11 protein-coding genes are annotated in these 13,714 nt (G+C 41.4%); 4 read left to right on the forward strand and 7 right to left on the reverse strand.

Annotated elements, in window-relative coordinates; translation table 11 throughout:
- On the reverse strand, window positions 1–1,116 hold the full coding sequence (gene dnaN / locus WDA22_12030; protein ID MFA5834193.1) for a DNA polymerase III subunit beta: 1,116 nt from the start codon (window positions 1,114–1,116) through the stop codon (window positions 1–3).
- A 429-nt stretch (window positions 1,117–1,545) separates the two neighbouring features.
- A complete protein-coding gene (gene dnaA, locus WDA22_12035; protein ID MFA5834194.1) occupies window positions 1,546–2,997 on the reverse strand; it encodes a chromosomal replication initiator protein DnaA in 1,452 nt (483 codons plus the stop codon).
- Between the two features lie 499 nt (window positions 2,998–3,496).
- On the opposite strand from dnaA, the gene rpmH reads away from it, so the two are divergent.
- Genes rpmH through yidC form a run of 4 tightly spaced genes read left to right on the forward strand, consistent with a single transcriptional unit; the run spans window position 3,497 to window position 6,144 of the window.
- Window positions 3,497–3,649 carry a 50S ribosomal protein L34 gene (rpmH, locus tag WDA22_12040; GenBank protein ID MFA5834195.1) on the forward strand — a complete coding sequence of 51 codons (153 nt, stop codon included), beginning with the start codon at window positions 3,497–3,499 and terminating at the stop codon, window positions 3,647–3,649.
- Between the two features lie 59 nt (window positions 3,650–3,708).
- Window positions 3,709–4,095 (forward strand): ribonuclease P protein component, encoded by a 387-nt coding sequence (gene rnpA, locus WDA22_12045; GenBank protein ID MFA5834196.1) that lies wholly within the window; start codon window positions 3,709–3,711, stop codon window positions 4,093–4,095.
- Entirely contained in the window at window positions 4,092–4,331 is a 240-nt protein-coding gene (gene yidD / locus WDA22_12050) for a membrane protein insertion efficiency factor YidD (protein MFA5834197.1), read from the forward strand. The genes rnpA and yidD overlap by 4 nt, the downstream gene beginning before the upstream one ends.
- Window positions 4,332–4,335: 4 nt before the next feature.
- Window positions 4,336–6,144, forward strand: coding sequence for a membrane protein insertase YidC (yidC, locus tag WDA22_12055; protein MFA5834198.1), 1,809 nt, complete (start codon window positions 4,336–4,338; stop codon window positions 6,142–6,144).
- Window positions 6,145–6,180: 36 nt separating this feature from the next.
- Here the strand turns inward: yidC and WDA22_12060 are convergent, their stop codons facing one another.
- The 5 genes from WDA22_12060 to WDA22_12080 all read right to left on the reverse strand — a co-directional run bounded on the left by WDA22_12060 (window position 6,181) and on the right by WDA22_12080 (window position 13,649).
- Entirely contained in the window at window positions 6,181–9,291 is a 3,111-nt protein-coding gene (locus WDA22_12060; GenBank protein ID MFA5834199.1) for a two-component regulator propeller domain-containing protein, read from the reverse strand.
- A gap of 78 nt (window positions 9,292–9,369) precedes the next feature.
- Window positions 9,370–10,401 carry a T9SS type A sorting domain-containing protein gene (locus WDA22_12065; GenBank protein ID MFA5834200.1) on the reverse strand — a complete coding sequence of 344 codons (1,032 nt, stop codon included), beginning with the start codon at window positions 10,399–10,401 and terminating at the stop codon, window positions 9,370–9,372.
- 1 nt (window position 10,402) lies between these two features.
- Window positions 10,403–11,422, reverse strand: coding sequence for an Omp28-related outer membrane protein (locus WDA22_12070; protein MFA5834201.1), 1,020 nt, complete (start codon window positions 11,420–11,422; stop codon window positions 10,403–10,405).
- Between the two features lie 12 nt (window positions 11,423–11,434).
- Window positions 11,435–13,135, reverse strand: a complete 1,701-nt coding sequence (locus tag WDA22_12075; GenBank protein MFA5834202.1) for a DUF6029 family protein — start codon at window positions 13,133–13,135, stop codon at window positions 11,435–11,437.
- Entirely contained in the window at window positions 13,125–13,649 is a 525-nt protein-coding gene (locus WDA22_12080) for a TlpA disulfide reductase family protein (protein ID MFA5834203.1), read from the reverse strand. The genes WDA22_12075 and WDA22_12080 overlap by 11 nt, the downstream gene beginning before the upstream one ends.
- Window positions 13,650–13,714 lie beyond the last annotated feature (65 nt).

The following is a 13,714-nucleotide window of genomic DNA, read 5'->3' on the forward strand; positions in this document are numbered from 1 at the left end:
CTAGTTATTCAACCGTACCGGCATAATCAGCATTAATACCTCTTCGCCTTCTTTTTTGTTGACTGGCGAGACGATTGCTGCCCTATTGGGTGAACTTAATTTAAATTCAACTTCTTCCGCATCAAGATGTGAGAGCACATCAATGACGTAAGCAGAATTGAATCCTATTTCCATCTCTTCGTCGTTATAGTCGCAGGATATTTTTTCTTTTGCTTCGCTGCCGAAATCTTGATCTTCTGCCGTTACCCGTAGTTCATCTTTTCCAACAGATAACCTGATTTGATGCGTTGTTGAATTTGAATACAGCGAAACACGGCGGACAGATTGCAGCATTTCGTTTTTATTGACGATCAGTGCCCGTTCATTATCAAGCGGAATCACTGTTTCATAATTCGGATATTTTTCTTCAATCAAACGGGATATCAACGATGTACCGTCAAATTTAAACATTACGTGAGTGGCACTGATTGCTACTTTCGTTTCAGTTCCCGTCGCTACTTTATCAAGTTGTCCTAACGCTTTTGAAGGAATAATAATATCTTTGGTCAATTTTGTATTTCCGAGATTATAATTATTCACCCGCACAAGACGGTGGCCATCTGTGGCAACTGCACGAACTTCACTTTTCGAGAATTGAAATAATACTCCCATCATCGCCGGACGTAATTCATCTGCGCTGACCGCAAACATTGTTGTTCCGATAAGTCGCTGTAGCACTTGAACGTCAAATGCAACTTCTGTTTCACCTTTAAATTCGGGAATAGCCGGAAATTCTTCGCTGGATTCTCCGGTAAGGGTATATTCACCATTATCGGTTTTCATTTTAATTTTGTTCGACTCTGTATCTATATTGAACGTAATATTCGTATCAGATAAAGCGCGCACTGTATCAAAAATTCTTTTTGCGGGAATAGCAATTGTTCCGTTTTGACTTCCCTGCACCTCTAATGAAACAGAAACAGATATTTCCAGATCGGTTGCTGTTATTTTTAGAGTGTTTGCATGAACATCAAAGTGTAGGTTTTCAAGTATTGGAAGGGTCGATCTGGTGGGAACTACGCTGACTGTTTTTGCTAATGCTTTTTGTAATTCAGCGCTCCGTACGGAAAATTTCATTATCAATCTCCTTAATTTATTGATCTATCAACGAAGAATTTTAGTGGTGCAATATACAAAAAATGTGTCGTAAACCCAAAGGAAGAAATCCCGTAAGTCTTTATTCTTTCAGTGAGTTATAGCGTATTTAAAAGAGATATATAACTTTAAAAATATAATAACAATAATACAGTGGATATGTTGATAAGTGCCTATTTGAAATATGTTTACTGGTAAAAACAGAAAAACAGGTGTCGATAGTTTGTTGGTATACCCAAGACTTTTCCACACTCATCCACACTCAAGAGGAAACAAGAAAAATTTGTCCAACGTACCAACATTACATTCACACTACTTCACACATCATCCACAAATTATTGTGGATAAATATTTAAAAGAAAAAAGGGATCAAGCAAGCACCGACCCCTTTTAAAAATTATAAAATGAAAATTACCGGGAATAAATTTCGATCTTCTTTTTTATTTGTTCCATCGATGCGCGAAATTTTTGATCGATCTTAATCTGCTCTTCAACAGTTTGATATGCATGGATCACCGTACTGTGGTCTCTTCCCCCGAAATTTAATCCAATCGTCTTTAATGAACAGTTCGTCAGTTCCTTTGCAAGATACATTGCCACTTGCCGCGCAATAACAATCTCTTGTTTACGGGTTTTTGCGCGGAGCAGATCGTTCGGAATATCATAAAACTCAGAAACAAGACGCTGAATCTCTTCTACTGTCAGCGGCGAACGAACCTCGGTAACAACGGAACTTAACACCTCACGCGCCATTTCAATATCGATATCTTTACCAAGCAAGGAAGCGTTGAATAACAGCTTTGTATAGCATCCTTCCAATTCACGAACGTTCGATTTAACATTGGCAGCAATAAAATCTAACACCGCTTCAGGAATAATAACATCGTCACGCTCACATTTATTGCGCAAGATGGCAGAACGAGTTTCAAGATCGGGCGGCTGAATATCTGCTGTTAAACCCCATTGGAAACGTGAAATAAGTCGTTCATCCAACCCTTGTAACTCTTTCGGAGGACGGTCGGACGATAGAATAATCTGTTTCCCTAATTGATGGAGAGAATTGAACGTATGGAAGAAACTATCTTGCGTCTTTTCTTTTCCTGTAAAGAACTGAATATCGTCAACGATCAATATATCCATGTTGCGGTAGAAATTCGAAAAATCGGTCGTGGCATCGTTTCGAATAGCATCAATAAATTCATTTGTGAATTTTTCGCTCGAAACATACATTACCCGTTTTGCTTTACCGGTTTCCAGAGCATAGTTGCCAATAGCCTGCATTAAATGCGTTTTTCCAAGTCCGGTTCCACCATATAGCACCAAAGGATTAAAAGATGTTCCGCCAGGATTATTCGCTACAGCCATTGCTGCTGCACGCGCAAGCTGGTTACTTTCCCCCTTAATAAAGCTTTGGAAGGTGTTCCGTCGATTTAAAAATGTCTTCTCGTACGGAAGCGGCTGAATATACTGTGATTGTTCTATTTTTGATTGGACAGATTCAGCAATTTTTATGGGAGAATCGTTCGGAGACACAACCATTGAAGGGGAAGGCTCATCAGACGGAACAACCGTATAAGTCAGTTTTGCAGAAGACCCCATCACTTTTTGTAGAGCTCCGGAAATCAGGGAATAATAATGTTCTTCGAGCCACTCATAAAAAAACTGACTAGGAACCGTTACAGAGACTTCATTATTCTCTATCTTTACAGGCTTTATTGGTTCAAACCATGTCTTAAAACTTTGGGAGTTTATTTCCGGTTGAATGTGGGAAAGAATGTTGCTCCATAAAACAAGCAACGCTTCCTTCTGTTGTAGATCTGTTGTTGCGGCAGGAATATCAGAAGGGGTGACAATAGAAATCATAAATCCTCAAACGTTATCAACATCTAACATTGTCTTATTCACAATGTTATTCACAAGATCTAAATCTTAATTTAACAAACTTACAGAAAGAACAGAATTATACACATCATAAAAACAGCAGTAACCCATTGAAACATAACAATCGATCAGTTGAAAGACAAAAGATATTAACATCCGATGTTGATATCTTTCACCCACATTTACCAGCGCTTCCACGGTATTCTTCCATCCAAAAAGTTATCCACATTTTTTCCACACATGGATAAACCTACATTCTATACACAGTATATCGTACTTCAGGGAGATAAGTCAAGCAGAATTTTAAAAAACAGAAAAAAATTTTATTCGTCCGCAATTTTATAGAATTTAAAGCATTATTAAAAATATTTTTCTAGAAAAACGGCTATGAGTATCCGACAAAAACACAAGGCATAAATTTATCTTGTTTGTCCATCGATATTTTCGTAATTTGTATAGCTTTTATTCACCTGGAGAAACAATGAAACGTACATTTCAACCACATAAACGTAAACGCAGAAATACACATGGTTTTCGCGAACGTATGGCGACCAAAAATGGTCGTAAAGTATTATCAAGCCGCCGTGCAAAAGGGCGACATAAATTGACCGTAAGCGACGAACCGCGTTCATAACGCGGCGTTGCTTCCGTTTGTGCTTCTCTCCTCACTCAATACAGGAAGCGGCGGTGTGAGTGCGACAGACTCTTCCCAAATCAAACATCCTCCGCGGATACCAATCGTTCACCAACGTCATCACCAGCGGGGTTTCATTTCAAGGAACAATGCTTACGGGATTTCTTTTGACCGACACGAACGATAAGAATATTGCGATAGGGTTTTCCGTGCCCAAAAAGAGAGTTCCGCTTGCCGTTGACCGCAACCGAATACGACGGTTGATGCGTGAGTGCGTTCGAGAACATTCCGGTGAACTGTTTACCACATTCCGGGAAAAGAATGTCGGCGCAAAGATCGTCTTGATGTTTAAAGGAGAGAAGAATAAGCAGATTGACCGTCTGGCACTTCGCGATGTTGTGCCGGCGTGGCTTGTTATACAGCAGCAAATTTTGAAAGCGTTATGAAATTTCTTTTTATCTTTTTGATCCGCACATATCAGACGGTAATCTCACCGTTTCTGCCGGCCAACTCATGCAGATTTTTTCCAACCTGTTCCACCTACACACTTGAAAGTATTCAACAACACGGAGCGTTCAAAGGATCGCTGCTTGGCATGAAACGGATCTGCAAATGTCATCCGTTTCACGAAGGGGGATATGATCCCGTTCCGGAAAAATTTTCATTGACGAAACAACAATAACACTATGGGAAGACAAGAGACACTCGGATTTGTTCTGATCGCCGCAATACTGATGGCGTGGATGTACTTCACGTCGCCGCAGCGACAACCACAACAACAAGCAGCGCAGTCAACAAAACAATCGGCAAAAGATACTACTGCACAAAAGCCAGTAAAAAATATTTCGCCGGATCAATACCAATCCGTTGCACCGGCAGTGAAACCGGCTCAACAGATCAGCGATACACTAGGAAAATATTTTAGTGGAACTGAGATTGGCAAGGAACAAACGTTTACTATTGAAACAGAGAACTACGTTGCCGAACTGTCGACACGGGGGGGTACAATAAAACAGTGGACGCTGAAAAAACATAAAACGTGGGACAATCATCCGGTGCAGTTGGTAAACGACTCCAAAGGTGATTTCAATATCTTGTTCACAACGACAGACGGAAGAATGATTAACACAAAAAATCATTTCTTCTCTGCACAGATTCCAATTGGCGGAAAAGTTGTTCTCTCCGGCGACGAACAGTACGTTATGCAATTTGTTCTTAAAGGGAGCGAAGGACGATTAGTAAAAAAACTTACCTTCAAAAATCAAGCGTACGATTTTGATGCCGATATTTCGTTTGAAGGAATGCAAAATGTTATTGCGAACTACGAATATCAAATCCTCTGGGAAAACGGCATCAAATACACCGAATTTAATAGTGTTGATGAATCAAATTTAGCTGCCGCGTATACGTATGGGGGAGGCGAACTGAAAGAAGTAAACGCCTCATCTTCCGGAGATAATCCGAAAGAAGATCCTTCCGGGCAAACCGAATGGGTGGCGCTGCGCAATAAATATTTTGCCGTTGCCATACTGTCACAGGATAAAAAAGCAACCGGTTCGTATTTAGAAGGAACACATCTTTCCGCAATAGATGCCGGTGTGGTGGAGAAATATTCCATTGCATTGAAATATCCGTTTAAGAATACCACAAACGAAACGGCAAAAATATCAACCTATATCGGTCCGCTCGAATTTTCCACTATCAAAGGATATGATCGTGGACTTGATCAAATCATGTCCCTTGGGTGGAAATGGATTCGTCCGATTACAGAATATATTTTCATTCCGTTGTTCCGGCTGCTTCACTCCATTATCTCAAACTATGGACTGGTCATTATCATTTTCTCCATCCTTATTAAATTGGCATTGCAGCCGTTGACGAAATCCAGCATGAATTCCATGCGCAAGATGCAGAAGCTTCAGCCGTTGATGCAGGAGATTCGTGAAAAGTATAAAAGCGATGCGCAGCAGATGAATATTCAGATCATGAAACTGTATAAAGACTATGGTGTGAATCCGGCGGGAGGATGTTTGCCGTTGCTGCTTCAATTGCCGATTTTGTATGCGCTCTACTCTCTCTTTACTGCTTCGATTGAATTACGACAAGAACCATTTATACTGTGGATTACCGATCTCTCGATACCCGATGTTTTAATATCGCTTCCGTTTACCATTCCGCTGCTTGGCAATTTCATCAGCGGTTTAACACTGGCGATGGGTATAACGATGTTTGTGCAGCAGAAACAAACAGTGACCGATCCGACACAAAAGGCAATGGTTTGGATGATGCCGATTATGATGACGGTGATGTTCAATCATTTTCCTTCGGGGTTGAACTTATATTATTTTGTCTTCAATCTTCTCTCCATCAGTCAGCAATGGTATTTTAACCAGCGCCATAAAGATGAACCGCTGCAAAAGATTCCTGAAAACAAACGCAAGGCAGGATTTATGGAGCGGATGCAGCAGAAGTTACCCAAAGGATCAAAGAAATAAAACGTACTATTTTGGCGAAATAAAAATCCCCGGGAATTACTCCTGGGGATTTTTGATTTCCAAAGGTAGCTGGATATAAAAAGTACTTCCGCGCCCGAGCGCGCTTTCCGCCCACACTTTCCCTCCGTGCAGTTCTACAATAAGTTTTACAATCGAAAGCCCAAGACCATTTGAAGATTCGTTGCCGGTCGGTCTCGGTGCGAGTTTTTGAAATTTTCCAAAAAGCTTTTTTTGATCCTCTTCGCTTAATCCCGCGCCGGTATCTTTGACCGATACTCGCGCATAGTTTTCTACCCGCTCAACACGGATTTCAATAGGTGCGCCAAAAGGAGAATACTTAATTGCATTGCTGAAAAGATTCTCGATAGACTGATACAACCGTTCCGAATCGCCAACAATCATGCTCTTTTCGCTGTCACATACAGTCAACGCCACCGTTTGTTGTTTCTTTTCCGCCAGACGTTTATTTGTTGATACAACAAATCCGGTAAGCTCCGAAAGACTCAAAGGGATCTTGTGAAGATTTATTTTTCCCTGCTCCATTGCTTCGACGTTCAAAAAGTCTGTAATAAGATCCACCATCTGTTCTGCTGATCCAGAGATTGCTTTTGCAGAATCTCTTACCGTACTCTGATCGAAATCGTCTTCCTGTAAAAAATGCGACATACCGACAATTGTTGTAAGTGGATTTTTTAGATCGTGTGCAACTATGTTGACCAGATCACTCTTAAATTGATTTGCCTGTTCCGCACGTTCCTTTTCGACTTGCAAATTTTGTGTTCTCTCCGCTACAAGCTGTTTCAATTCTATTTCTCGTTCTTTCAATACATTAATGCGAACGCGATATGCGGAAAAAATTAGACCGGTAAGCAGTAACATCGTGGAAACACCAAACCAAGCAGTTTCGTAGAAGTGCGGCATTTGTATGACAGTAATAGCGGCGCCATTATTATTCCAAACTCCGTCGTTGTTTGAACCAATCACCCTGAAGCGATAATTTCCGGGAGCAATATTTGTGTAGGAAACCGTTCGACTGTTTCCGCCGTCTATCCAATCTTGATCATATCCATCCAGCATGTATTTGAAGCGCACGAGCTCGGGCGCCAGAAGGCTTAACGCGGTGAAGTTGATTGTCACACGATTTGAACCAGCGCTTAATTCGGCGGTCTCGTTATTGATTTGGACCGGTTTTCCATCAACAGAAATTCCTTCAATATACACCGGGGGAACAATTGTGTTTGTTGGTAATTTTTGTGGCGAAATAATGGTGACCCCCTTCATCGTGGGGAACCATATTGTTCCGTTTCTCATTTTCCAACCAGCCGGCTGGTTACCGCCATTACATTCACTGCTTCCCATACCATCGATAATTCCAAACAACGTAAAATCAGTCCGAGTTTTTTCACCGCGCGCAATGGCATTTAAATCTTCTCTCCGCACTCGAAAAATTCCTTTGTTACAAGTCAGCCATAAAAATCCGAGATCATCTTCTTGAATTTCATGCACGGCAACAGCATCATATCCTTCTTTTTCGGAATATTGTTTGAATGAATTGTGATGATATCGTCGCAGGCCACCGCGGTCAGTGCCGATCCAAACAACGCTATCCTTATCAATATAGATGTCGCGGATCTCTTCTTGTGATAGCTCACTATTAAACGGAAAGGCTTTCCATTCGTTTCTTTGCTTCGGTGATGTCAAGATGGAAATACCAGCATTGGTTCCCAACCAAATACTGCCGTCGGGATGTTCTGTAACAGTGCGAACTGTATTGTTCGACAATCCCGTAGAAACTGTATAATGCTTCAACGTATTATGATTGAGCGCAAAAGCACCACCTTCAAGCGTTCCAAACCAAAGAGTTTTATCGCTGGTTTGCGTTATCACTAAAATTGTTTTAGCAGTAATTGTGGTATATCGCTTGAACGAATGCGGAGGGGAAGAAGGAGAAAAATACACACCATCAGCAGTGCCAACCCACACCTTTCCTTTCCCATCATCAACAACGGTACGAACAATATTGCTTAACGGTGTTGAGCCGACAGTATATGATTTTGCCGTTCCGTTTTCCCAAACTGTTACACCTCCTCCATTCGTACCGATCCATTGAACACCGCGGTTATCTTCATAGACTGTCCATAAGAAATTATTTCCAATACCCTCTTTTTTTGTCAATGCTGTAAATCGCGAATCACGCAAACGATTCAATCCGCCACCACCGGTGCCAATCCAAAGAGAGCCTTCACGGTCCTGGCATAGTGCCCAAACAACATCGGTTGTCAATCCATCGGTGCTGGAGAGCGTTTCAAAACGGCCATTCAAATATCGCGAAAGACCGCCGCCGCTGCTCCCGATCCACACGCTTCCGTTTCGATCTTCAAACAAGATCCGAATGACATTGCTCGGCAATCCGTCGTTTGTCGTGAAGGTGGAAAAAGCGCCGTTTCGATATCGGGTAATGCCGCCTCCACCCGTTCCAATCCATATATTTCCAAACCTATCCTCAATGATTGAGCGGACAATATTGTGTTTAAGATAACCCGACGTGGTATCGATTTGTTCAACGAATGACGAAGTCTTTCTTCGGGCTCCCCTGTCCGTTCCCACCCAGATTTCTCCGCCGCTTGTTTCTATCATTGACCAGACCGCAATTCCCGCAACATCATACTCCATCGATCGGTTTTGAAATTTTATTCCGTTGTAGGAAAAAATCCCGGATTGAGAACCAAATAATATTGTTCCATCCCGCAGCTCACGTATAGCGGTAATAGTTTTTATTTGAAAGGATGAATCAAGGATGCTTTTTGTGAATACTCCATTGGAATAAAAAAATAATCCTCCTATAGTACCAATCCACATCCGTCCCTGCGAATCCTGAAATAAACTTCGCGGTTGCGCATTGCCGAGAGACTGTTTATAACTCTTAAAGGTGGTTCCGTCAAATCGATATAACTCGGAATAGGTTGCCAGCCAAAGATATCCATCGGCAGATTGTGAGAGGGCAATAATAGAATTGTGCTTTAATCCCTGTTCTTCCTGCCAGGATTCTAGCTTGTATTGCGTAACACGTTTCGCCGTGGAAAGCCCTAGCGGCTGCTGGGCAACAACAGAACTGGTGATAATGAGAATGGCAATTACAACGAACACCGATTTCCCCCCGATGTATGAAATTAACCCGCTATGATAGAAAATATGGAACAGAAAAACAATGCGCGGCGGTACAAACTATTTTATAAGATGCATTTTTCGTGTTGTACTGCTCCCGTTGCTGTGCAGACGGTAAAAATACATTCCAGTAGAAAGGTCCGAACCATCAAAACGAACGTCGTATGTTCCCGAAGACAAACGCTCGCTCACCAATGTCGCAACCTCATTACCGAGGAGACTATAGATACGTAATGAAGTTTCTCCTTCCGTTGCCAGAGAAAACCGAATATTGGTAGAGGGGTTAAATGGGTTTGGATAGTTTTGATCCAACAAGAACAAATTCGGAACATTGTTGACACGCGACACCAACGTTGGCAAAAAAAAGGTAAGGGACTTCATTTCAGATTGATACACCGTCTTGCTTGAATTACTTTGAATAAAAACAACGGCATACATTTTTTCATCAACCCAGCCCGGATAAAGTGTAACTCTTTTGACAATTTTTTTTGACTCCCCTTTTGCGATAGAAAACGATTCTCCAGAAGAACCAGTCAACATTTTTCTCATGGCATAGACCTGCGGCGTAACACCGTTTTTCCCAATATACGTTCCAACGCTTTCTGTGAGAATGATGTGAATACGCAGATCGTTTTCCGACACATCGCCAGTTTGTTTAACCTGTGCTTCAATCGTAAAACTCTTTTTTTCATATGTTCCCGCGATGGTAATTTCGAATGGGCTCGATGTTTGATATCGCGACAAAATAGATTGTTGCCATGTTTTTACGTTGTTGCCAACAAAAGATCCATCCATAAACAACAAAGGAGCAGTAGCAAACGGACCGTAGTAATTATTTCGCGCCTCAGAATCCGTCCGATTTTCATAATAGATGGAATCCTCGACTCCCGGCTGAGCAATATGATAAAAGACGTATGCAGTCTTTACAGCAAGCGGATTTGAGATATTGTATTGACGGAAAAGTTCGTATGCTGCCACGCAGGAATAACAATGCGCATTAGTAAACATCTCCAACAACACCTTCCTGTCGCCCGAAAAAAGCGTTGTTGCAACAACAACGAAAAGGATGATTTGTCGTCTAATGAAGATCATATTATTGTAATACCGTCATTTTTCGGACGAAGGCTTTTCCTCCGGACTCTAATCTATAAAAATAAACTCCAGACGACAAATAAAACTCTGCCGCATTGAACGGAAATGTATACTGACCCGAACCGAGCGTTTGATTGACAAGGATTGCCACCTCATTGCCGAGCAGGTCAAAAACTTTCAACGATACGCGCACCGTCCGCGGAAGAGAAAAGGTAATGGAGGTAGACGGATTGAACGGATTCGGATAATTTTGTTGTAGAGCCACATCCAGCGGTGTTAATGGCTCGTTCTGTTCAACATCGGTTAAAGTTGAATATGAAATATACTCAGATTGATATACTTCTTTTGTTGAAACACTCTGGACGAAGACCACCACGCCGACATTATTTATCGATGTAATATTAGTTAGTGTTGCAGATCGACTTACCAGTTTTGAAAGACCCTCATCCATTATAAGCGGATCACCAGCAATCGGAGTAATCATTTTGCGCATAACAAAATTTTGCGGCGATACACCGTTGCGTCCCACATACGTTACATTTTCAACGACAACCATATGGATTACAAGATCGTTTTGTACAATATTTTCTGTTTGTGAAACCGAAGCTGTCACCGAGATTGTTTGTCCGCTCTTTGTTCCAGTCAGATCTATGTTCAGAGGAGTGCTTACCGCCAACCTCGACTCAAGATTTATTGAAAATGAGGAGTACGTTCTACCTTGATTAACCCCGTCAAAAAATGTATTTGGTGTAGATGACGGTCCGTTATAATACGTATTTCGTGCATTTGGTTCGGTTGTGTTTGCAATCGAAAGTTGATCGTCACTGTACGGAAAGGTAGTGTGATAAAATATATATCGCACACGGTTCGCATTCGCGCTGGTGGATCTAAAGGAGTTGATCGCTGCATGTGCACCCGGGCACACAGTGCAGTGAGAGTTAGTGAACATTTCCACAAGCACTCGCCTCTCACCGGAGTACAGCAAAGAAACAAATGTCAACATCAAGAATAAATTTTTCATAGAATCGATTTTTTATATTTGACTTCTCAATGAAAACCGCACGCCTTCAAACGGTAATTGATATTGGCAGACACCGTTTGAGCAAATTTGTCCTCCTCGTTCTTTTCCATACGATATTGTTGCAGTATGAGATTGTCCGAAGGTATAACCAAATTCTCCCATTAGCCAATCGCGTCTTCCCGAAGGATCCGCTTTATCAGTTGTATGTTCATATCGAACGGTTACCGAAAGATTGGGTGATCGTGTAAAAATACAGGTCAGCAGTTGAGTATAATACTGCTCATTGCTAGTGTTATAACTGTCGTAGGCAAATTCATGTTCCGTTTGTATGGTTATTGAATATTCTTGTGATAACGAATATTGTAATTGTATTGGAATAATTGTTGCCTGTTTTGTATGGCTAAATTGAGCGCCGGTAAAATCGTTGTAGAGAACATTTGCACGCCTTGCCAATCCCACGCGGATTGCCGAAGTCTCTTCAAAGTAATGCTCAAGTTCTGCAAATAGTTCCCAGTACGGTGAAAGCCTTCTCTCAAACGATGGAAGAAAACTATGTTCCCGCGTTCGCTCAATGAACGAGAATGCTTCAGAGTTATAATCATAATAATGATGCCGGCTGGCCACACTCCCATTAATATTTAGCATGGTCGAAGAATGTAAAGAAAACAATCCCTCAATTTGAATTCCGACTTCATCATTAAAATCAATCTGATGTAACGCACGAGTCAGCAATGTATAATTATGTTCCTTTTGAACAATTGGTCCATTTTGAAATGGCAGCATTCGCGTTGCTCGTTCGCTTGCCCCACGGTCAAACGGATCCCGAATATCATAACGGTAATTTTTATAGTCGATACTAATGCCATATCCTTTTCCCGCAATGGATAACGATGCATAAAATCCATCCCCTTTTCGAGAGATGGTATCGGTCAATACGTTTGTCCATTTGTGGGCATAACCGACGAATCCGCTGAATTGATTGAACCGAAAGGAAGAATAAAGTTCGGGAATTTCCGCTTTGATCGTTTTATAACCGACAAACTGTGGAATAGTACCGTTTGCTTCCACAAAACTCGTTCCCAGGGTAATTTCCTTTATCGGTTGTATTTCAACATTGGCTGCGCGAACGCTATATTTTTCGTGGCGCGCAATGGTAACAGAATCTCGGAAATCAATTGTTCCTCCCGCAATGGTTGCATTGAGAAACGAAGAGCGATAATTTGTTTTCACGCCATCCATCCAGGAATCGTACGCAAGTCCCCGGTTCTCAAACAAGTTGAAGGCAAGCCCTCGACCGAATAACTCATTAAAATTTCCGGCGCGAAGTGAAAAATGTTCATCGCGGAATTCCACAAATCGTCGTTTTAATCCCTGAAATGAATCTCCGACTTCTGGCGGAGCATCGGCAAGGAGTCGAAACCCGACAACGATCCTCGATTGAAAATTCAATCGCACATCTGTTACATTTTCAAGGTAAGAGCTTTTGTGTGACAGTCCTCCGAACCCTCGTTCACCATTCCCATATCGAAGAATATTTGAAACCGACGGTGTTACCGTTTGTGAAAATGTAAGAGAAGAAATACAAGAGAAGAGAAATGCTGTTACCCCAAATACATTCCAACAACCGGAAAGGTGAAAAAATGAAACGGATTTCTCAATAGTTATTAACTCATGCCGTCGACGGAAAGAGCAAAAGGAATTTTTATTCCTCATTCTTCACCGCAAATATTTTTTCCAACGCATCGACTATTTTTTTCTCGTCTCCCTGTTTATAGCCGATGGATTTGTAAACGATTATTCCATTTTTATCGAACAACAGACTGGTGGGATAACTTTGCACATTGAATTGTTGTGATATTTCTCCTTTTGGATCAGTGGAAACGAGGAACGAATAATCGTTTGAAGAGATGTAGGTAGAGACCTTTGCAACACTTTTTTGATTGTCCTGATTAATGGCGAGGATGGAGAATCCTTTTTCCTTGTACCGATCATAGATCGTCTGGAATTGTTTCATTTCCACTTTGCACGGTTCACACCACAGCGCCCAAAAGTTAACCAACACCGGACCATTTGCAATCAACAATTCTAACGATACTTCGTCCCCTTGAATAGATTGTACCACAAGATTCTGGTGTTCCTGGGCGAGAGTAAATGACAATAAAAATAATGTCATTTCAAATGTAGCGTAGAACCTAAGAAATGGTTTATTTGTCGACTTACCGCACATACGTTCTCCTTGTGTAAGATAAAAATGCGAAAGGAAAATCACAAAAGTATCACAAGAAAATTCAA

This window comes from Bacteroidota bacterium, from assembly GCA_041658205.1.
Lineage (GTDB): Bacteria > Bacteroidota > Ignavibacteria > UBA10030 > UBA8401 > UBA8401.

Excerpts from the sequence above, each read along its gene's own strand:
- WDA22_12065 (MFA5834200.1), bottom strand. The coding sequence starts at position 10,401 with ATGATCTTCATTAGACGACAAATCATCCTTTTCGTTGTTGTTGCAACA.
- WDA22_12080 (MFA5834203.1), bottom strand. The coding sequence starts at position 13,649 with ATGTGCGGTAAGTCGACAAATAAACCATTTCTTAGGTTCTACGCTACA.
- yidD (MFA5834197.1), top strand. The coding sequence starts at position 4,092 with ATGAAATTTCTTTTTATCTTTTTGATCCGCACATATCAGACGGTAATC.
- dnaA (MFA5834194.1), bottom strand. The coding sequence starts at position 2,997 with ATGATTTCTATTGTCACCCCTTCTGATATTCCTGCCGCAACAACAGAT.
- yidC (MFA5834198.1), top strand. The coding sequence starts at position 4,336 with ATGGGAAGACAAGAGACACTCGGATTTGTTCTGATCGCCGCAATACTG.
- WDA22_12075 (MFA5834202.1), bottom strand. The coding sequence starts at position 13,135 with ATGAGGAATAAAAATTCCTTTTGCTCTTTCCGTCGACGGCATGAGTTA.
- dnaN (MFA5834193.1), bottom strand. The coding sequence starts at position 1,116 with ATGAAATTTTCCGTACGGAGCGCTGAATTACAAAAAGCATTAGCAAAA.
- WDA22_12070 (MFA5834201.1), bottom strand. The coding sequence starts at position 11,422 with ATGAAAAATTTATTCTTGATGTTGACATTTGTTTCTTTGCTGTACTCC.
- rpmH (MFA5834195.1), top strand. The coding sequence starts at position 3,497 with ATGAAACGTACATTTCAACCACATAAACGTAAACGCAGAAATACACAT.